The sequence below is a fragment of the Lysobacter xanthus genome (assembly GCF_047159895.1).
In genome coordinates, this window is record NZ_BAAGAB020000032.1 from 1 (window position 1) to 17,563 (window position 17,563).

The 17,563-nt window shown below is 71.4% G+C and carries 20 protein-coding genes and 1 pseudogene; 8 read left to right on the plus strand and 13 right to left on the minus strand.

All coding sequences use genetic code 11. The features are described from left to right. The coding region (locus tag ACY35P_RS09285; RefSeq protein WP_462115550.1) for a M23 family metallopeptidase at positions 1-969 on the plus strand (969 nt) is incomplete at its 5' end. Between the two features lie 18 nt (positions 970-987). Here the strand turns inward: ACY35P_RS09285 and hemE are convergent. From hemE to ACY35P_RS09305, 4 genes and pseudogenes are all read right to left on the minus strand, one after another. After that, on the minus strand, positions 988-2,064 hold the full coding sequence (gene hemE / locus ACY35P_RS09290) for a uroporphyrinogen decarboxylase (protein WP_462115551.1): 1,077 nt from the start codon (positions 2,062-2,064) through the stop codon (positions 988-990). A gap of 241 nt (positions 2,065-2,305) precedes the next feature. Further along, entirely contained in the window at positions 2,306-2,557 is a 252-nt protein-coding gene (locus ACY35P_RS09295; RefSeq protein WP_462115552.1) for a WGR domain-containing protein, read from the minus strand. Positions 2,558-2,593: 36 nt separating this feature from the next. Further along, the gene (aroB, locus tag ACY35P_RS09300) at positions 2,594-3,709 is read right to left on the minus strand and encodes a 3-dehydroquinate synthase (RefSeq protein ID WP_462115581.1); all 1,116 of its coding nucleotides are present in this window, start codon (positions 3,707-3,709) and stop codon (positions 2,594-2,596) included. Between the two features lie 27 nt (positions 3,710-3,736). Beyond that, positions 3,737-4,312, minus strand: a pseudogene (locus tag ACY35P_RS09305) (shikimate kinase); the annotation flags it as partial. On the opposite strand from ACY35P_RS09305, the gene pdxH reads away from it, so the two are divergent. Next, positions 4,311-4,913, plus strand: coding sequence for a pyridoxamine 5'-phosphate oxidase (gene pdxH / locus ACY35P_RS09310; protein ID WP_462115553.1), 603 nt, complete (start codon positions 4,311-4,313; stop codon positions 4,911-4,913). The pseudogene ACY35P_RS09305 and the gene pdxH overlap by 2 nt on opposite strands. After that, positions 4,913-5,716 carry an ABC transporter substrate-binding protein gene (locus ACY35P_RS09315; protein WP_462115582.1) on the plus strand — a complete coding sequence of 268 codons (804 nt, stop codon included), beginning with the start codon at positions 4,913-4,915 and terminating at the stop codon, positions 5,714-5,716. Before pdxH ends, ACY35P_RS09315 begins: the two co-directional genes overlap by 1 nt. A 6-nt stretch (positions 5,717-5,722) precedes the next feature. Here ACY35P_RS09315 and ACY35P_RS09320 read toward each other — a convergent pair whose 3' ends face one another. The 4 genes from ACY35P_RS09320 to ACY35P_RS09335 are packed head-to-tail and all read right to left on the minus strand — an operon-like array spanning position 5,723 to position 8,060. Then, positions 5,723-6,190: a DUF4426 domain-containing protein gene (locus ACY35P_RS09320; RefSeq protein ID WP_462115554.1), complete on the minus strand. Its 468-nt coding sequence runs from the start codon at positions 6,188-6,190 to the stop codon at positions 5,723-5,725. 7 nt (positions 6,191-6,197) lie between these two features. After that, entirely contained in the window at positions 6,198-7,055 is an 858-nt protein-coding gene (proC, locus tag ACY35P_RS09325; RefSeq protein WP_462115583.1) for a pyrroline-5-carboxylate reductase, read from the minus strand. 14 nt (positions 7,056-7,069) lie between these two features. Continuing rightward, positions 7,070-7,339, minus strand: coding sequence for a hypothetical protein (locus tag ACY35P_RS09330; RefSeq protein WP_462115555.1), 270 nt, complete (start codon positions 7,337-7,339; stop codon positions 7,070-7,072). 4 nt (positions 7,340-7,343) lie between these two features. Further along, positions 7,344-8,060: a YggS family pyridoxal phosphate-dependent enzyme gene (locus ACY35P_RS09335; protein WP_462115556.1), complete on the minus strand. Its 717-nt coding sequence runs from the start codon at positions 8,058-8,060 to the stop codon at positions 7,344-7,346. 97 nt (positions 8,061-8,157) lie between these two features. On the opposite strand from ACY35P_RS09335, the gene ACY35P_RS09340 reads away from it, so the two are divergent. The 5 genes from ACY35P_RS09340 (at position 8,158) to ACY35P_RS09360 (ending at position 12,546) form a co-directional block, all read left to right on the plus strand. Next, on the plus strand, positions 8,158-9,195 hold the full coding sequence (locus ACY35P_RS09340; RefSeq protein ID WP_462115557.1) for a type IV pilus twitching motility protein PilT: 1,038 nt from the start codon (positions 8,158-8,160) through the stop codon (positions 9,193-9,195). Between the two features lie 129 nt (positions 9,196-9,324). Continuing rightward, complete coding sequence (locus ACY35P_RS09345; RefSeq protein ID WP_462115584.1) at positions 9,325-10,494, plus strand: PilT/PilU family type 4a pilus ATPase; 1,170 nt, start codon at positions 9,325-9,327, stop codon at positions 10,492-10,494. Between the two features lie 103 nt (positions 10,495-10,597). Continuing rightward, the gene (locus ACY35P_RS09350) at positions 10,598-11,173 is read left to right on the plus strand and encodes a YqgE/AlgH family protein (protein ID WP_462115558.1); all 576 of its coding nucleotides are present in this window, start codon (positions 10,598-10,600) and stop codon (positions 11,171-11,173) included. 1 nt (position 11,174) lies between these two features. Further along, positions 11,175-11,639 carry a Holliday junction resolvase RuvX gene (gene ruvX, locus ACY35P_RS09355; protein ID WP_462115585.1) on the plus strand — a complete coding sequence of 155 codons (465 nt, stop codon included), beginning with the start codon at positions 11,175-11,177 and terminating at the stop codon, positions 11,637-11,639. Continuing rightward, positions 11,605-12,546 (plus strand): aspartate carbamoyltransferase catalytic subunit, encoded by a 942-nt coding sequence (locus ACY35P_RS09360; protein WP_462115559.1) that lies wholly within the window; start codon positions 11,605-11,607, stop codon positions 12,544-12,546. The genes ruvX and ACY35P_RS09360 overlap by 35 nt, the downstream gene beginning before the upstream one ends. 6 nt (positions 12,547-12,552) lie before the next feature. Here ACY35P_RS09360 and ACY35P_RS09365 read toward each other — a convergent pair whose 3' ends face one another. From ACY35P_RS09365 to ACY35P_RS09385, 5 genes are all read right to left on the minus strand, one after another. Continuing rightward, a complete protein-coding gene (locus ACY35P_RS09365) occupies positions 12,553-13,566 on the minus strand; it encodes an HDOD domain-containing protein (protein ID WP_462115560.1) in 1,014 nt (337 codons plus the stop codon). Positions 13,567-13,631: 65 nt separating this feature from the next. Beyond that, positions 13,632-14,993, minus strand: a complete 1,362-nt coding sequence (gene mgtE, locus ACY35P_RS09370) for a magnesium transporter (RefSeq protein WP_462115561.1) — start codon at positions 14,991-14,993, stop codon at positions 13,632-13,634. 142 nt (positions 14,994-15,135) lie between these two features. Beyond that, complete coding sequence (ptsP, locus tag ACY35P_RS09375; protein WP_462115562.1) at positions 15,136-16,851, minus strand: phosphoenolpyruvate--protein phosphotransferase; 1,716 nt, start codon at positions 16,849-16,851, stop codon at positions 15,136-15,138. Between the two features lie 5 nt (positions 16,852-16,856). Beyond that, positions 16,857-17,126 carry an HPr family phosphocarrier protein gene (locus ACY35P_RS09380; RefSeq protein WP_462115563.1) on the minus strand — a complete coding sequence of 90 codons (270 nt, stop codon included), beginning with the start codon at positions 17,124-17,126 and terminating at the stop codon, positions 16,857-16,859. A gap of 3 nt (positions 17,127-17,129) precedes the next feature. After that, positions 17,130-17,522 carry a PTS sugar transporter subunit IIA gene (locus tag ACY35P_RS09385; protein WP_462115564.1) on the minus strand — a complete coding sequence of 131 codons (393 nt, stop codon included), beginning with the start codon at positions 17,520-17,522 and terminating at the stop codon, positions 17,130-17,132. Positions 17,523-17,563 lie beyond the last annotated feature (41 nt).

The window sequence follows — 17,563 nt, forward strand, 5'->3', positions numbered from 1 at the left end:
GACCTCCTGTTCGAGAACCCGGGCGACGTCCCGCTGGAGCTCGCCGGCCTGGAGGCGACGCTCGTCGACGGCGCAGGCAGGCTGGTCACGCAGCGCCGCGTCGATACCAACGGCAGCGACACCACGATGAGTCTGGTCACCATTCCGAACCGGATGCTGCCGGCGAAGGGACGGCTGGTCGTCTTCAATCCGTTCGAGCGCTTCGCCCCCGACCTCCGCCTCGGCGAACTGCGCTACGAGGCCACCTTCCAGACGCCCGACGGCACCGAGGTCCGGGTGCCCGCGGTGGTGCGTCCGCAGGCCGGCGCGTCGCACGTGCGCCTGCGCCTGCCGCTCGACGGCGAGGTCTTCGTGCACGACGGCCACGACCTGCTGTCGCACCACCGCCGGCTCGACGTCACCGGCGACATGACGACGCATTTCGGCATTACAGGCAACATGACGCGCTACGCGCACGACTTCGTGCTGACCGATGCGGCGGGCCGGATGTACCGCGGCGACGGCGCGCGACCCGAGGACTGGTACGGCTTCGGCGCGCCGATCCTCGCGCCCGGCGACGGCGTGGTGCGCGAGGCGCGCGACGGCATGGCCGACAACCGCAAGGGCGCGCCGCCGGCCCTCGACCGCGAGGCCGCGATGAAGGACCTCAAGCTGCTGTTCGGCAATTACGTGCTGATCGACCACGGCCGTGGCGAATTCAGCCTCATGGCGCACCTGAAGAAGGGCAGCGTCCGGGTGAAGCCCGGCACCCGCGTGGTGTCGGGCGCGCCGATCGGTGCGATGGGCATGTCGGGCGATGCCTTCCTCGTGCACCTGCACTACCAGCTGCAGTCCGGGCCCGATTACGAGGAAGGCCTGCCGGCGCGCTTCGAGCACGTGCAGGTGCGTACGGGCGACGGCTGGAGTGAGGTCTTCGACGGGCCGGCCGATACCGGCGACGTCGTCCGCACCGCGCCGCGGGCGCGCTGAACCCGCGGCGACGGGCGATCAGCGCGCGCTGTGCGCGTGCACGGCCGCGACGAGCGCGGCCACGTGGTCGGGGCTCATGTCGGGCGACATGCCGTGGCCGAGATTGAAGACGTGGCCGTCGCGCGAACCGCCGTTGCCGTCGCGGTACGAGTCCAGCGCCCGGCCGACCTCGCGCGCGATCGCGTCGGGAGAAGCGTAGAGCGTCACCGGATCCAGGTTGCCCTGCAGCGCGACGCGTCCCCCGGTCCGACGCGCGGCATCGCCGAGCTCGACCGTCCAGTCCACGCCGATGCCGTCGGCGCCCGTGGCGGCGAGCGCTTCGAGATGCAGGCCATTACCCTTGCCGAACAGGATCAGCGGCGCGGCGTCGGCGCCTTCGCCCCGCGGCAGTTCGCGCGCGATGCGTTCCATGTAGCGCAGCGAGAACTCGCGGTACATCGCGGGCGACAGCACGCCGCCCCAGGTGTCGAAGACCTGCAGCGCCTGCGCGCCGGCGATGCGCTGCGCGTCGAGGTAGGCGATGACGGCGTCCGTCGTGACGTCGAGCAGCCGGTGCATGGCCTGCGGGTCGTTGAGCGCGAGCGACTTCACCCGCGCGAAGTCCTTGCTGCCGCCGCCCTCGACCATGTAGCAGGCGAGCGTCCACGGGCTGCCGGAGAAGCCGATCAGCGGGACGCGCCCGGCCAGCTCGCGTCGGATGAGCGAGACCGCGTCGGTGACGTAGCGCAGCTCCGTGCCCACGTCCGGCACCGCGAGCTTCGCGATGTCGGCCGCCGTCCGCACCGGGCGTTCGAACTTGGGGCCTTCGCCTTCGACGAAGTAGAGCCCGAGGCCCATCGCATCGGGCACGGTGAGGATGTCGGAGAAGAGGATCGCCGCGTCGAGCGGAAAGCGCTCGAGCGGCTGCAGCGTCACTTCGCAGGCGATGTCGGGATTCTTCGCCATGCCGAGGAAGCTGCCGGCGCGCTTGCGCGTCTCGCGGTATTCCGGCAGGTAGCGGCCGGCCTGGCGCATCAGCCACACCGGCGTGCGGTCGACGGATTCGCGGCGCAGCGCGCGCAGGAAGCGGTCGTTCTGGAGCGGGGCGTAGGTCATGGGAACGTCGCGTCGGGGGCTGGGAGTCGGGGTGGTGGGCCGTGGAGCGGGCGAGGGACTGTCGAGTGGTGCGGCAGGGAAGCGGGGTGATGCGTCGGGCTGCAGTCGGACGTGCGTGATGCCGGCGCTGTGCTGCCGACCGGCGGCCGTCCATGGCGAAAGGATTCGGCTTCGGATCGTCCGGCCCGCGCATCCGTGCGCGGTCGCGCAGCCCCGCATGGACCGCCTTATGGGCGGCCCATCAGCGCGGGGCTGCACCCTCCGCGAACATCAACTGGAAGCCGCGCTTGATCTGCTGGTCGCGGGCGCCCTCGAACGCGGCGATGGCAGCCTGCTGGTCGAGGAACTGTTCGCGGCGCACCGTGCTCTTGCCGCCGATCTGGCCGGTCTCGCGCACGAGCGTCCAGCCGCCGAGAAGGTCGGCCTGGAGCATCAACTGGACGAAGCGCGGCGCTTCGCGGCCTTCCGGCCGTTGCTGGAGGAGCAGTCGCATCCCCGGAATTGTAGCGGCCCGGCCCGGCTCGCCGCTTCAGCCGGCCGCGAGGACGTCGAGGACGGCCGCTTCCGGCACGTCGCGGACGATGCGCCCGGCGCCGGCGCCGTCCCACAGGATGAAGCGCAGGCCCGCGGCGTCGGCCTTCTTGTCGAGCCGCATGCGCGCCAGGAGTGCCCGCGGCTCGAGGCCCGCGGGGATCCGCGTCGGCAGGCCGAAGCGCTGCAGCAGGTGCTCCAGCCGGTCGGCATCGGCCGCCGGCGCGCGCCCCAGGGCGGCCGACAGCCGCGCGGCGAGCACCATGCCGACCGCGACGGCTTCGCCATGCACCAGTCCGCCCGTGTCGCCGGCATAGCCCTGTTCGGTCTCGATCGCGTGGCCGAAGGTGTGGCCGAAATTGAGCAGCGCGCGGTCGCCGCGTTCGAACGGATCCCGTGCCACCACGTCGGCCTTGTAGCGGCAGGATCGAACGACCGCGTCGGCGAGCGCGGCGGCATCGCGCGCGAGCAGGGCATCCGCCTGGGATTCCAGCCGGTCGAGGAAGGCCGCGTCGAAGATCGCCCCGTACTTCACGACTTCCGCCAATCCGGCCCGCAGTTCGCGATCCGGCAGCGTGGCGAGCGTCGCGGTGTCCGCGATCACCGCACGCGGCGGGTGGAACGCGCCCACGAGGTTCTTGCCGGCGGGCAGGTCGACGGCCGTCTTGCCGCCGACGGACGAATCGACCATCGCGAGCAGCGTGGTGGGCATCTGCACGACGTCGATGCCGCGCATCCACGCCGCCGCCGCGAAGCCCGCGAGATCGCCGACCACGCCACCGCCGAGCGCGACGACCGCGGCATCGCGCGTCGCGCCGAGCGCGGCGAGCGCATTGAGGACCTCGCGCCAGCGATCGAGCGTCTTTTCCGATTCTCCCGGCGGCATGACGTGCCAGCGGACGTGTGCGTCGGGGCGCTGCCGCCGAAGCGCCGCGTCGACGACCGGCGCATGCAGCGCCGCGACGTTCGCGTCAGTGACCACGAGCACGTGCCGGCCGCGCAGAGCCGCCGCGAGCGACGTGCCATCGGCGACGAGCCCGGCGCCCACATGGATCGGGTAGGGGCCGGATGGTGAGTCGACTTCGAGCTGCTGCGAACCATCGCGCGGCGCGATCGCGACCGCGAGCGGCAGCGCACGCACCAGCGCTTCGAGCACCGCATCGGCGTCGAGGCCGTCGGTGTCGATCCGCACGTCGGCCACGCCGGCGTACAACGGCCCACGTTCCGCGGCCATCGCTTCGAGCACCGCGTCGCGATCGGGCCGTGCGAGCAGCGGACGATCGCCGGCATCGCGCAGTCGATCGAGCTGGCGCCGCGGGCTCGCCTGCAGGTGCAGCACGCAGGCGTCGTCGCGCAACAACAGGCGATTGTCGTTCGACAGCACCACGCCGGCGCCGGTCGCGAGCACGATTCCGTCGTGCTGCAGCGCCTCCACAAGCGCCTGCGATTCCAGCGCACGGAACGCCGCCTCGCCGTCGCGCTCGAAAATCTCCGCGATGCGACGACCGGTCGACGTCTCGATGCGTGCGTCGAGGTCGATGAAGGCGAGACCCAGCCGCTCCGCGAGGCGCGGGCCGACGGTGGACTTGCCGGCGCCGGTCGGGCCGACGAGAACGAAGCGGGTGCGGGACGTCATCGACCGATTGTAAGTGCCGGGCGTCAGCGGGCGCCCACACGGGATGCGGCGCGCCGGGCCGGGCCGCACAATAGGGCGCATGACTCCCCACCCCCTACTCGCCGAAGCCCTCGCCACGTTCGATCGCCTGACCGCCGAGGCCGCCGCCGCGGCCGAGCCCGATCCGACGGCGATGGCCCTCGCCACCGCCGGCCTCGATGCGCGGCCGTCCGTGCGCATGGTGCTGCTGAAGGCGCACGACGCCCGCGGCTTCGTCTTCTACACGCACCTCGACGGCCGCAAGGGGCGCGAGCTCCAGGCCAATCCCGACGCCGCGCTGCTGTTCCACTGGCCGCGCGTGCGCAACGGCGTGCAGGTGCGCATCGAAGGCGAGGTGCACGTGGTCGCCGATGCCGAGGCCGATGCCTATTTCGCGTCGCGCCCGCGCGGCAGCCAGCTGGGCGCCTGGGCGTCGAAGCAGTCGGAAACGCTCGACGCGCCGTCGACGTTTGAGGCGCGACTGGAGCAGGTCGAGCGCGAGTTCGCCGACCGTGACGTGCCGCGCCCGCCGCGCTGGACGGGTTTCCGCGTGCATCCGCGCCGCATCGAGTTCTGGTACGGCGCGCAGTACCGCCTGCACGAGCGCCACGTGTACGAACGCGACGTCGCGGGCGATTGGTCGACACGGATGCTGTATCCGTGATGGCTGCGGTGGGGCCGCAGCGCATCGTCTGCCTGACCGAGGAACCGACCGAGACGCTCTACGCGCTCGGCGAGGACGATCGCATCGTCGGCATCAGCGGCTTCACCGTGCGGCCGGCGAAGGCGCGCCGGGAGAAGCCCAAGGTGAGCGCGTTCACCAGCGCGAAGATCGACGAGATCCTCAAGCTCGAGCCTGACTTCGTCGTCGGCTTCTCCGACATCCAGGCCGACATCGCCTCCGCGCTGATCCGGCAGGGCGTGGAAGTCTGGATCAGCAACCACCGCAGCGTGGACGGCATCCTCGACTACATCCGCCGGCTGGGGGCGCTGGTCGGCGCGGCGGAGCGCGCGAACGCCTACGCGGACGGCATCGCACGCGACCTGGACGGAATCCGCGCGGCAGGGCGCGCGCTGCCGGTGCGCCCCAAGGTCTATTTCGAGGAATGGGACGAGCCGATCATCACCGGCATCCGGTGGGTGGCCGAGCTCGTCGATATCGCCGGCGGCATCGACCTGCTGCCCGCGCGCGCGATCGAGCCGCTCGCGAAGAACCGCATCATCGCGGACGACCGCGAGATCACCAGCGCCGCGCCCGACATCATCATCGGCTCCTGGTGCGGAAAGAAGTTCCGCCCGGAGCGCGTCGCCGCCCGCCCGGGCTGGCAGGACGTGCCGGCCGTGCGCACGGGCGAGCTGCACGAAATCAAGTCGCCGCTGATCCTGCAGCCGGGGCCCGCGGCGCTGACCGACGGCGTGCGCGAGATCCAGCGGATCGTGCAGGCCTGGGCCACGAAGCACGGCTGAGCGCGCTCAACGCGGATAGAAGTCCCGCGTGACCTGCAGCGTCGAGCTCGATGCGCCGTAGCGCACGTTGACGTCGAAGCGGACGGTTTCCGGCGGCGCGATCTCCACCGTGCCGATGCGGTCCAGCGATTCGCCGGCCTCGACCTCGCGCAGGTCGACGGCGCGTGCGCGACCGTCCGGCGGCGTCGCCGTGGCGTCGATCACCAGGCCCGACGGCGGCGGGCCACCGTTGGCCGTCTGTGCGTTGACCAGCAGCAGGGCGAGGCCGTCGGAGCGCTCGAGGCCGTAGCGGCGCGCGACTTCCTCCGGCAGCGTCGAGGTCTGCAGGACGCTCGCGGTCACCACGACGTCGCCGATTCGCACTTCGGCGCTGGACGGACGTGCCGCCTGCGGCGTCGCGGCGGTGGGCGCCGACGAGCCGTTGCAGGCCGCGAGCGCGAGGGGCAGGAGGGCGGGCAACAGATGGCGGCGCATGGGCGTCTCAGTCGTTGGCGGCGGAGAGTTCGCGACCGCGCACGGTCGCGCGGTCGATCGCACGGTCGAGCAGCGCTTCGAAACCGCCCGCCTGCAGCGCCTCGACCGCGGCCTGCGTGGTCCCGCCGGGCGACGTCACGCGCGCGCGCAGCACGGAGGCCGGCTCATGCGCGTCGACGAGCATCGCGGCGGCGCCGGCGATGGTCTGCCGCACCAGCACCGCGGCCGTTTCCGGCGGCAGGCCCTGGCGCTCGGCGGCGAGCTGCATCGCTTCGGCCAGCAGGAAGACGTAGGCCGGGCCGCTGCCCGACACGGCGGTCACCGCGTCCATCCGGGCTTCGTCGTCGATCCAGACCGTCGGCCCTCCGGTGCGCAGCAGGCGTTCGGCGGCGTACTTCTGGGCCGCGGAGACCGCGCCCGTGGCGTACAGGCCGGTGATGCCTTGCCCGATGAGCGAGGGCGTGTTGGGCATCGCCCGGACGACGGCGACGCCGCCACCGAGCCAGCGATCGAGCTGCGTCGACGTGATGCCGGCGGCGATCGAGACCACGAGGGGGCGCGAGGCCGAGGCGCCCGCGAGCTCGCCGCAGACCGCGCGCATCACCTGCGGCTTCACCGCGAGCAGCCAGGTCGACGCGCCGTCCGCGGCGGCCGCGGCGTTCGGAAAGGCCTGCACGTCGAAGTCGCGGACCATCGCCTCGCGAACGGGGTCGACCGGCTCGGCCACGTGGATCGCCTGCGGGTCGATGCCCTGCGCGACGAGTCCGCCGATGAGGCTGCGCGCCATGTTGCCGCCGCCGATGAAGGCGATGGCGCCGGTGTCGTGGGGATCGGTCATCGGAGACTCCTGTCGGGGCCCGGGCAGCATAGCGCCGCCGTTCAGTGCCGGCGCTCGCGTCGCGCGCGCCACAGCAGCGTCAGGCTGACCGCCCCCAGCACCAGCGCGATCGACAGCAGCCCGTACGCGCCCAGGAGAAGCTTCGCGCCGGTGCGGCAGGCGGGTTCGACGGCATGCAGCCGGCTCGGTCCGCACTGCTGGAAGCGTATCGACGCGGTCGCGATCGCGAGGCCGAGCAGTGCGAAGCCCACCAACCCAGCGCCGGCGGCCGCGCGGAACAGCGCCACGACGCGGCGCAGGCGATGAACCACCCGCTCAGCCCCGTGCGGGTCGCGCGCCGAACAGCGCAGTGCCGATGCGCACCATGGTCGCGCCTTCGCCGAGCGCGAGCGGGTAGTCGTCGCTCATCCCCATCGACAGCGTGTCGACGGACGGATGCGCGGCGCGCAGGTCGTCGAACAGCTGCTTGGCGGCGCGGAACGCCGGGCGCCGCGCCTCGAGGTCGGGATACGGCGTGGGGATGATCATGAGCCCGCGCAGGCGAAGCCGCGGCTGCGCCTCGACCGCCGCGGCGAGGGCGGGCACCTCGTCCGGGTGGCAGCCGTGCTTGCCCGCTTCGTCGTCGACGTTCACCTGCAGCAGCACGTCGAGCGGAGAACGGTCGGCCGGGCGGTGGCGGGCGAGTGCCTCAATCAGCGAGGGGCGGTCGACGGTCTGCACCCAATCGAACAGTTCGGCGGCCTCGGCCGCCTTGTTGCTCTGCAGGTGGCCGATGAGGTGCCAGACCGCCGGCTCGGCGAGCCCCGCGTCGCGCAGCTCCCGCCGCTTGCGGACGGCCTCCTGCACGTAGTTCTCGCCGAAGTCGCGCTGTCCCGCGGCGACGAGTTCCGTGATCGCAGCCGCAGGTTGCAGTTTCGAAACGGCGACGAGCACCGGCGGCGTGCATCCGGCCGCGGACGCCGCGCTATAAAGGGTTTCGGAGACCTCGCGGAGGGCATCGGCAAGCACGTCGGAGTCCTCGGAACCGGCCATTGCCGGGGCAGGGCGGGGGCCTATACTGCCCTCAGGGGGTCCGAAGCGGCCAGACCGCTCCGGATCGAGGGATCGTTTCGCACCACCGGGGACATACATGGATATCGCCGAGCTGCTGGCCTTTTCGGTCAAGAACAAGGCGTCGGACCTTCACCTCTCGGCCGGCCTGCCGCCGATGATCCGGGTCGATGGTGACGTCCGCCGCATCAACATCCCGGCGCTCGAGCACAAGCAGGTCCACGCGCTCGTCTACGACATCATGTCGGACAAGCAGCGACGGGACTATGAAGAATTCCTCGAGGTCGACTTCTCGTTCGAGATTCCCGGCCTCGCGCGCTTCCGCGTCAACGCCTTCAACCAGAACCGCGGCGCGGCGGCCGTCTTCCGCACGATTCCGTCGGAAGTGCTGACGCTGGAGGATCTCGGCACGCCGCCGATCTTCCGCGACCTGATCAACCAGCCGCAGGGCCTGATCCTCGTCACCGGCCCGACGGGTTCGGGCAAGTCGACCACGCTCGCCGCGATGCTCGACCACATCAACAAGAACGAGTACGCGCACATCCTCTCGGTCGAGGACCCGATCGAGTTCGTGCACACCTCGCAGAAGTGCCTGATCAACCAGCGCGAAGTGCACCGCGACACGCACGGCTTCAACGAGGCGCTGCGCTCGGCGCTGCGCGAGGACCCGGACTACATCCTGGTCGGCGAGCTCCGCGACCTCGAGACGATCCGCCTCGCGCTGACCGCCGCGGAGACCGGCCACCTCGTGTTCGGCACGCTGCATACCTCGTCGGCCGCGAAGACGATCGACCGCATCATCGACGTGTTCCCCGCCGGCGAGAAGCCGATGGTGCGCTCGATGCTGTCGGAGTCGCTGCGCGCGGTGATCTCGCAGGCGCTGCTGAAGAAGGTCGGCGGCGGTCGTACGGCGGCGTGGGAAATCATGGTCGGCACGCCGGCGATCCGGAACCTCATCCGCGAGGACAAGGTCGCCCAGATGTACTCGTCCATCCAGACGGGCCAGTCGGTCGGCATGATGACGCTCGACCAGCACCTGACCGACCTCGTCAAGCGCGGCATGATCCTGAAGAACCAGGCCCGCGAGTACGCGAAGGACAAGCGCCTGTTCGAATGACGGCGAATGCCCGCCTCCGGGCGGGCACCGCGGGGCGCGGGGCCACCGCGCGCACCGGGGTCTTAGATGCGGTGGCCGGTCGCGGAGGCGGCTGCCCCCGAGACGTGATCCGGAGATCCGATGAGCAGCATGCCCCCCGTTACGCCCCCGTCTCCCGCCGCCGCCGGCCCGGGCGCGATCGACTTCTCGTCGTACCTCAAGCTGATGGCGCAGCATCGCGCCTCGGACCTGTTCATCACCGCCGGCATGCCGCCGTCGATCAAGGTCCACGGCAAGATCTCGCCGATCACCCAGCAGCCGCTGACGCCGCAGCAGTCGCGCGATCTCGTGCTGAGCGTGATGAATCCTCAGCAGCGCGAGGAGTTCGAGAAGACGCACGAGTGCAACTTCGCGATCGGCGTCGCCAACGTCGGCCGGTTCCGCGTCAGCTGCTTCTTCCAGCGCAACCAGGTCGGCATGGTGCTGCGCCGGATCGAGAGCAAGATCCCGACGGTCGAGGAGCTCGGCCTGCCGGCGATCATCAAGACGCTCGCGATGACCAAGCGCGGCATCATCATCTTCGTCGGCGCCACGGGCACGGGTAAGTCGACGTCGCTGGCGGCGATGATCGGCTACCGCAACAAGAATTCGACCGGCCACATCATCACGATCGAGGACCCGATCGAGTTCGTGCACAAGCACGAGGGCTGCATCATCACGCAGCGCGAGGTCGGCATCGACACCGACTCCTGGGAGGCCGCGCTGAAGAACACGCTGCGCCAGGCGCCCGACGTGATCATGATCGGCGAGGTGCGCACGCGCGAAGGCATGGACCACGCCATCGCCTTCGCCGAAACCGGCCACCTCGTGCTTTGCACGCTGCATGCGAACAACGCCAACCAGGCGATGGACCGCATCATCAACTTCTTCCCCGAAGAGCGTCGCGGCCAGCTGCTGATGGACCTCTCGCTGAACCTGAAGGGCGTGGTCGCGCAGCAGCTCATCCCGTCGCCCGACGGCAAGAGCCGGCGCGTCGCGATGGAGATCCTGCTCGGCACGCCGCTGGTGCAGGACTACATCCGCGACGGCGAGATCCACAAGCTAAAGGAGATCATGAAGGAGTCGACCAACCTCGGCATGAAGACCTTCGACCAGGCCCTGTTCGAGCTCTACCAGGCCGGCGAGATCTCCTACGAGGACGCGCTCCGCTTCGCGGACTCGCAGAACGAGGTGCGCCTGCGCATCAAGCTCGCGCAGGGCGGCGATGCGCGCACGCTCGCCGCGGGGCTGGGCGACGTCGGCATGGCCGACATCCGCTGACGCGCCGGAGCGCAGCGCGATGAACGGGGGCGCCTTCGGGCGCCCTCGTCGTTCCGGGCGCCGGGGCTTCCTTCGGTATGCACGGGGAGGGCAGAATGGCCGCATGTCCCTGCCCGACAGCCCGACGCCGCTCGCGAACCAGCTGCTGATCGCCCTGCCGTCGCTGGCGGGCTCCGGCTTCTCGCAGAGCGTCGCGCTGATCTGCCAGCACGACGAGGACGGTGCGCTCGGCATCGTCGTCAACCAGCCCTCCGAATACACGGTCGGCGAAGTGCTCAGCCAGATGGGCCTGGACGGCGGCAGCGATTCGCTGCGGTCGCAGATCGTGCTCAATGGCGGGCCGGTGCATCGCGAACGCGGATTCGTGATCCACGACGGCGGCACGCGATGGGACTCGACGCTCGAGATCGGGCACGACCTGTGGCTCACGACGTCGCGCGAGATCCTGCAGTCGATGGCCGAGGGCGAAGGCCCCGACCACGCCGTGGTGGCATTGGGTTGCGCCGGCTGGGGTGCCGGGCAGCTCGAGCAGGAGCTCACCGCCGACCACAGCTGGCTGACCGCGCCCGCGGATCCGTCGCTGCTCTTCGACACGCCGCTCGAGGAGCGCTGGCGCGCCGCGGCCGGCCGCATCGGCGTGGATTTCGCGCGCCTTGCCGACTACACGGGGCGTGCCTGAGATGGCCATGGCGACGACGGTTCTCGGTTTCGACGTCGGCGCCCGCAGGATCGGTGTCGCGGTGGGCAGCGCATTCGGCAGCGGTGCGCGGCCGATCGCGGTCGTCGACGTACATGCGAGCGGCCCGGACTGGCCCGCCATTGAGCGGCTCTTCCGCGAATGGCGGCCCGACGGCTTCGTCGTCGGCGACCCGCTCACGCTCGAAGGAGGCGACCAGCCGGCGCGCAAGCGCGCCCATGCCTTCGCGCACGAACTGGTGCGTCGCTACGCGCGTCCGGCGATGCTGGTCGACGAGCGCTCGTCGTCGGTCGAGGCCGCGCAACGCTTCGCCTACGAACGCGCGCAGGGCGGCAAGCGCCGTCGCGATGCGCAGATCCTGGACGCGCTCGCCGCGGCCATCATCGTCGAGCGCTGGCTGGCCGCGCCCGCCGATGCCATCGAACTCGACGTCCCCCTTCCCGGATAGACCCATGCAGCACCTGCTCACGCTCGACGGACTGCCGCGCGCCACCGTCGTCGAGCTGCTCGACCGCGCGCAGCACTTCGCCGACCGTCCCGGCGATGCGGACGCGCTCCGTGGCGTCGCCGTCTGCACGCTGTTCTTCGAACCGTCGACGCGCACGCGGATGAGCTTCCAGCTCGCCGCACAACGCCTCGGCGCGCACGTGCTGAATTTCGATGTCTCCACGTCGTCGGCCCGCAAGGGGGAAACGGCGCTCGACACGATGCGCAACCTCGAGGCGATGGGCGTGCGCGGTTTCATCGTGCGTCACCACGACGACGGCGCAGTGGCCGCGCTCGCCGCGGCCGCGCGGCCCGGGACGGCGCTGCTCAATGCGGGCGACGGGCGCAGCGCGCATCCGACACAGGGGCTGCTCGACATGCTCACCCTCCGCCAGGCGAAGGGCGACGACTTCGCCACGTTGAAGATCGCGATCGTCGGCGACGTGAAGCATTCGCGCGTGGCCCGGTCCGACCTGCACGCGCTTCGCGCGCTCGGCGCGCGGGACGTGCGCGTCTGCGGTCCGGCGGCGCTGTTGCCCGACGATACAACGCTCGACGGCTGCCGCGTCACCCATGATCTCGACGAGGCGATCGCCGGCGCGGACGCGGTGATGACCCTGCGCCTCCAGCGCGAGCGCATGGAGGACGGCCTGGTCGATTCGCTCGACGGCTATCACCGCGACTACGGCATTACCGAGGAACGCCTGCGCCGTGCCGCGCCGGATGCGGTCGTGCTGCATCCGGGGCCGATCAACCGCGGCGTCGAGATCACGGATGAGGTCGCCGACGGCCCGCGATCGCTGATCCTGCGCCAGGTCGCGAACGGCGTGGCGGTGCGGATGGCGGTGCTGGAGCGGTTGCTCGGCTGAGGTCGATCAGGCCGCGACGGGCGCCTCGGCGCGGGTCGCGGCGCGCACGACCGCGAGGAGACGATCGTCCGAAGCCGTCGTCGACTCGAATGCCTCCACCGGGATTCCGTCGGTGCCCAGCACATGCAGCATCGCGAGCCGCTCCGCGCCGGCGAGCGTGCGACCGAGCCCCGAGTCGCCGGACTCGCCGCAGGCGAACGCGGCCAGCGCCGCACGCACGGGCTCGTCGAAGCGCCAGTGCGCGGCCGCGCGTGCGGAGAGCTCGCCGGCGAGCGTCAGCAGGGCCGGAGCGAAGTCATCGTCCGCGGCCGCCTGGGCCAGCAGCGGACGCGGCAGCATGCGGATCAGCGCGGCGAGACCGGTCGAGGCCACGACCGACGCGAGCTGCGCTTCTCCCGCGTCGCAGGTGCCGAAGGCCAGCGGCGCGCAGAGCCACGTGCGGGCCTCGCCGTGCCGCGCGAGGCGGTCGCCCGTGCGTGCCGCCTGATTCGACGGATCGGCCCGGAGGATGGGCCGCATCACGGTGGTCAGCACGACGTAGCGCAGGCCGTCGAGACCGATCGTCCCGATCGCCTGCACCAGCGAGCCGACCGGCGCGGTGCGGGCGTAGTGCGCACTGTTGGCGACGCGCACGACGTCGCCGGCGAGCGTCGGATCGCGGGCGAGGAGGTTGGCGAGCGACGTCGCATCCGCGTCGTCGCGACGCATCGCGGCCAGCAGCTGCGGGACCACCGCAGGCAGTCGCGGAAGGCGGGCGACGTCGAGGTGGCGGGCCAGCGCGCCCAGGCGGTCGAGCACGTCCGCCGAGAGCCCGGGAGAGACGGGCGCGTCGGGCGCGGCGTCCAGCAGGTGGCGCACGAAGACCCGGGCGAGATCGTCGGAGGCGGCCGCCGGCGGCCCGTCGGCCGGCTCCGGCGCCACCGCGGTCGGCCGGGACGGCGCGTCGGCGTCCGTCGCGAGGGCGCGGGGCAGTCCGGCCGTCGAATGGCCCTGCAGGCGTCGCAGCAGGCGGCTGAGCATGGTCTCTCCTTGCGTCCGCCGTTGGCGACGGACGCGTCCCCGTGCGTTAACGGCCGCTTCGCCGATCAGTTGAGCAGGAAGAGCGTGGCGAGGCCGAGGAACGTGAAGAAGCCCATGACGTCGGTCACGGTCGTCAGGAAGATGCCGCTGGCGAGCGCCGGATCGAAACCGAAGCGGCGAATCGTCAGCGGGATCAGGACGCCGGCCGTCGCCGCTGCGAGCTGGTTGATGAGCAGCGCCGACGCGATGACGGCGGTGAGCCCCCAGTTGCCGTATCGCAGCTGCACGACCGTCGCGAGCATCAGGCCGAGGCCCAGGCCCGTGAGGATCGCGACCTTGCATTCCTTCCACAGCAGGGCGAGGTAATTGGAGAAGCTCACCTGCCCGAGCGCCAGGCCGCGCACCATCAGCGCGAGCACCTGGGTGCCGGCATTGCCGCCCATGCCGGCCACGATCGGCATCAGCACGGCGAGCTGGACGATCGCCGAGATCGTGCCTTCGAACTGCCCGACGACATACGAAGCGAGGAAGGCCGTCGCCAGGTTGATCGTGAGCCACATCAGGCGGCGGCGGGTCGCGCGCGGCACCGGGCTGAAGAGGTCTTCGTCCTCGTCGAGGCCCGCGGCCGACAGGGCCTGGTGCTCGGCTTGCTCGCGGATGATGTCGACGACGTCGTCGATGGTGATGCGGCCGAGCAGGATGTTGGCCTCGTCGACGACGGGGGCGCTGATCCAGTCGTAGTCCGAGAAACGCCGCGCGACTTCCGTCGCGGTCTCGGCGACGCCGATCGCCGGCTGCTCGTCGTCCACGAGCCGGTTGATCGGCGTGGACGGGTCCTGCGTGAGCAGGTCGGCGATCGCGATGCGGCCGAGGTACTGGTGGCGGCGGCTGACCACGTACAGGTGGTCGGTGTGGTCGGGCAGCTCGCCGCGCAGGCGCAGGTAGCGCAGCACGACCTCGAGCGTGGTGTCGGCGCGGACCGTCACCACGTCCGGGTTCATCAGGCGGCCTGCCGTGTCCTCCGGGTACGACAGCGCCTGCTCCAGGCGCTCGCGGTTCTCCCGGTCCATCGACAGCAGCACCTGCTCGATCACCGCATCGGGCAGGTCGTCGACGAGGTCGGCGAGGTCGTCGATGTCGAGGTCCTCGACGGCCGCGACGATCTCGTCCGGGTCCATCTCGGCCAGCAGGCCCTCGCGGACCTCGTCGCCGACGTGCACCAGCACCTCGCCGTCGTCCTCGGCGTCGACGAGCCCCCAGACCACGGTGCGCTTGGCCGGCGGGAGGGACTCGAGGAGGTTGCCGATCTCGGCGGGCGAGAGCGTGTTGACCAGGCGACGTACCGGCCCGAGGCGCCCGCTGTCGAGCGCGTCGGACAGCAGCCTGAGCTGCCGCGCGGTCTTCTCGTGGCGGACGGATTCGGCCATGCGCGCGTTCCGGCGGGGACCTGGGAGGTCCGTGGGCGAGCCGCACCCGCCGGCGTGTCACGCCGCGACATGCGACCGGGGTCAGAGGTTCATGTGCGCATTATCGCCGCTGGCGGCGGCGATGGACAGCCGCGCGGCGGGTTCAACGATTGGCCGCGTCGAGCCACCGCTCCAGCGAGGCGCGGTCGCGCGCGCGGAGCAGGGCGGGCAGGCGGGCCTGCAGCGCCGCGTGGTCGCAATCGCGGATGCGCCGGCGCACTTCGAGCATCGTGCCCGGGTGCAGGCTGAAGTCGGTGAGACCCAGCGCGATCAGCAGCGGTGCGTACTCGGGCGCCGCGGCCATCTCGCCGCAGACGGCGATGGGCCGTGCATGGCGCTGCGCGATGCGGATCGTGTCGCGCAGCACGCGGATCACCGCAGGATGCAGCGGCGTGTACAGGCGCCCCAGCCCTTCGTGGTTGCGATCGACCGCGAGCAGGTACTGCACGAGGTCGTTGGTGCCGACGGACAGGAAATCGACCTCCCGCACGAAGCCCGGCAAGGCGAGCGCGGCGGCGGGCACTTCGATCATCACGCCGAGCGGCACCTCGCCGACTTCATGGCCCTCGGTGCGCAGGGCCGCGGTGATGCGATCGATCTCGGCGCGCACGCGGCGCACCTCCTCCGCGCACGTCACCATCGGCACGAGCAGCCGGATGCGCCCGTAGGCGGACGCGCGGAGCAGGGCACGCAGCTGCGTATCGAACAGGCCGCGCCGCGCGAGCGAGAGCCGCACACCGCGCAGCCCCAATGCGGGATTCGCCTCGTCCCGCAGCGACAGGCCCGTGCGGTCGGTCTTGTCGGCGCCGACGTCGAGCGTGCGGATCGTCACCGGGCGACCGCTCATGCCCATCACCACGTCGCGATAGGCGCGGAACTGCTCGTCCTCGTCCGGCAACTCGGGCCGCTGCAGGAAGAGGAATTCGGTGCGATAGAGGCCCACGCCCGCGGCGCCGAGCGCATGCGCCTCGGCGACGTCCTCCTGCGATTCGGCGTTCGCGAACAGCCGGATGTCGACGCCGTCGCGCGTGCGCGTCGGCTCGCGACGCAGGCGGCCCAGCGCACGGCGCTCGCGAAGCTGGCTGCGCTCGGACTCGCGATGCAGCCGCAGGTCGTCCGCGCCCGGCTCGACGACGACCCGCCCGCTGCCGCCGTCGACGATCAGCGCATCGCCGTCGTTGATCGCCTCGAGCGCCCCGGTGCAGTCGACGACGAGCGGCATGTGCAGGCTGCGCGCGAGGATCGCGGTATGGCCGAGCGCGCTGCCGCTGGTGGTGACCAGGCCGATGACGCCCTGCGCTTGCAGCTGCGCCATTTCGGCGGGCGCCACGCTCTCGGCGACGAGGATCTCGCCGGCGAAGCCGCGTACCTCGCAGTCCCGTCGATGCAGGGCCGCGTGGATACGACCGATCACCTGGTCGATGTCCTCGACGCGGCTGCGGAAATACGGATCGTCCATCGCCTCGAACACGGAGGCGAGGCGATCGCGCTGCACGCGCAGCGCGTAGTCCGCGGACAGCAGTCGCCCGCGCACGAGCTCGTCGAGGCCCTGCAGCAGTTCGGGATCGTCCAGCAGCAGTGCATGGAGGTCGAGGAACTCGCCCACCTCCTGCGCCAGCGCACCGTGCAGCCGCGCGCGAAGGGCGTGCATCTCGACCCGCACGACGTCGATGGCTGCGTGCAGGCGCTCGAGCTCGGCGGGTGCCGCGTCCGCTCCGATGTGCTGTTCGGCGATCTGCAGGGCGTGGGGCAGGCGGACGCGTGCGCGGCCCAGCACGGTGCCGCGGGATGCGCCCTGTCCGCCCAGTGCCCGGCGCATGCGCCTCAGCTGTCCTCGTCGAAGCGGCGATCGAACAGCGCCTGCACGGCATCCGCGACGGCGGCCTCATCCTCGCCCTCGACCCGGAGGCGTACCGACGTGCCCTGGCCGGCGGCGAGCAGCATCACGCCCATGATGCTCTTGGCGTTCACCTCGCGGCCCTTCGCGGTGAGCGTGCAGTTGCTGCGGAACTGCGACAGCAGCTGCACCAGCTTGGCCGTGGCGCGCGCATGCAGTCCGAGGCGGTTGGGGACGATCAGGTCGCGTTCGATCATGGCTCAGGCATCGTCCTGTTGAACGCCGTTGCGGCCGCCGGCAACGGCGATGGCCGGCATCTCGTCGAGCGCGAGTTCCGCGTAGTTCAGCACGCGCAGCAGCATCGGCAGGTTGAGGGCGGACACGCGGCGGACCGGCGTGCCCAGGCGCGACAGGCGGCCGGCGATGTTCGCGGGGCTCGCGCCGTAGAGGTCGGTCAGCACCAGCACGCCCGCGCCGTCGTCGGCGCGCCGCAGGGCCGCGCTCGCGGTGGGCATGACGCTGTCCGGATCGGCGTCGAACGCGACTTCCAGCACCTCGATGCGCAGCGGGAGCGGCGTCAACAGCCGCTCGGCGACGCCGCGCAGCGCGGTGCCGATGCCTTCATGCGTGACGAGGAGGATGCCGACGGCCATGGGCCGACGTTAGCAGAGGCTCGTGACCGTCCGGAAGCGTC

What these genes read in the sequence shown, in the direction of transcription:
- ACY35P_RS09345 (WP_462115584.1), top strand. Translation starts at nt 9,325, where the DNA reads ATGCCCCCCGTTACGCCCCCGTCTCCCGCCGCCGCCGGCCCGGGCGCG.
- ACY35P_RS09360 (WP_462115559.1), top strand. Translation starts at nt 11,605, where the DNA reads ATGCCATCGAACTCGACGTCCCCCTTCCCGGATAGACCCATGCAGCAC.
- ACY35P_RS09380 (WP_462115563.1), bottom strand. Translation starts at nt 17,126, where the DNA reads ATGATCGAACGCGACCTGATCGTCCCCAACCGCCTCGGACTGCATGCG.
- ACY35P_RS09295 (WP_462115552.1), bottom strand. Translation starts at nt 2,557, where the DNA reads ATGCGACTGCTCCTCCAGCAACGGCCGGAAGGCCGCGAAGCGCCGCGC.
- mgtE (WP_462115561.1), bottom strand. Translation starts at nt 14,993, where the DNA reads ATGGCCGAATCCGTCCGCCACGAGAAGACCGCGCGGCAGCTCAGGCTG.
- ACY35P_RS09340 (WP_462115557.1), top strand. Translation starts at nt 8,158, where the DNA reads ATGGATATCGCCGAGCTGCTGGCCTTTTCGGTCAAGAACAAGGCGTCG.
- ACY35P_RS09350 (WP_462115558.1), top strand. Translation starts at nt 10,598, where the DNA reads ATGTCCCTGCCCGACAGCCCGACGCCGCTCGCGAACCAGCTGCTGATC.
- pdxH (WP_462115553.1), top strand. Translation starts at nt 4,311, where the DNA reads ATGACTCCCCACCCCCTACTCGCCGAAGCCCTCGCCACGTTCGATCGC.
- ACY35P_RS09385 (WP_462115564.1), bottom strand. Translation starts at nt 17,522, where the DNA reads ATGGCCGTCGGCATCCTCCTCGTCACGCATGAAGGCATCGGCACCGCG.
- ruvX (WP_462115585.1), top strand. Translation starts at nt 11,175, where the DNA reads ATGGCCATGGCGACGACGGTTCTCGGTTTCGACGTCGGCGCCCGCAGG.
- hemE (WP_462115551.1), bottom strand. Translation starts at nt 2,064, where the DNA reads ATGACCTACGCCCCGCTCCAGAACGACCGCTTCCTGCGCGCGCTGCGC.
- ACY35P_RS09365 (WP_462115560.1), bottom strand. Translation starts at nt 13,566, where the DNA reads ATGCTCAGCCGCCTGCTGCGACGCCTGCAGGGCCATTCGACGGCCGGA.
- ACY35P_RS09335 (WP_462115556.1), bottom strand. Translation starts at nt 8,060, where the DNA reads ATGGCCGGTTCCGAGGACTCCGACGTGCTTGCCGATGCCCTCCGCGAG.
- ptsP (WP_462115562.1), bottom strand. Translation starts at nt 16,851, where the DNA reads ATGCGCCGGGCACTGGGCGGACAGGGCGCATCCCGCGGCACCGTGCTG.
- ACY35P_RS09320 (WP_462115554.1), bottom strand. Translation starts at nt 6,190, where the DNA reads ATGCGCCGCCATCTGTTGCCCGCCCTCCTGCCCCTCGCGCTCGCGGCC.
- ACY35P_RS09315 (WP_462115582.1), top strand. Translation starts at nt 4,913, where the DNA reads ATGGCTGCGGTGGGGCCGCAGCGCATCGTCTGCCTGACCGAGGAACCG.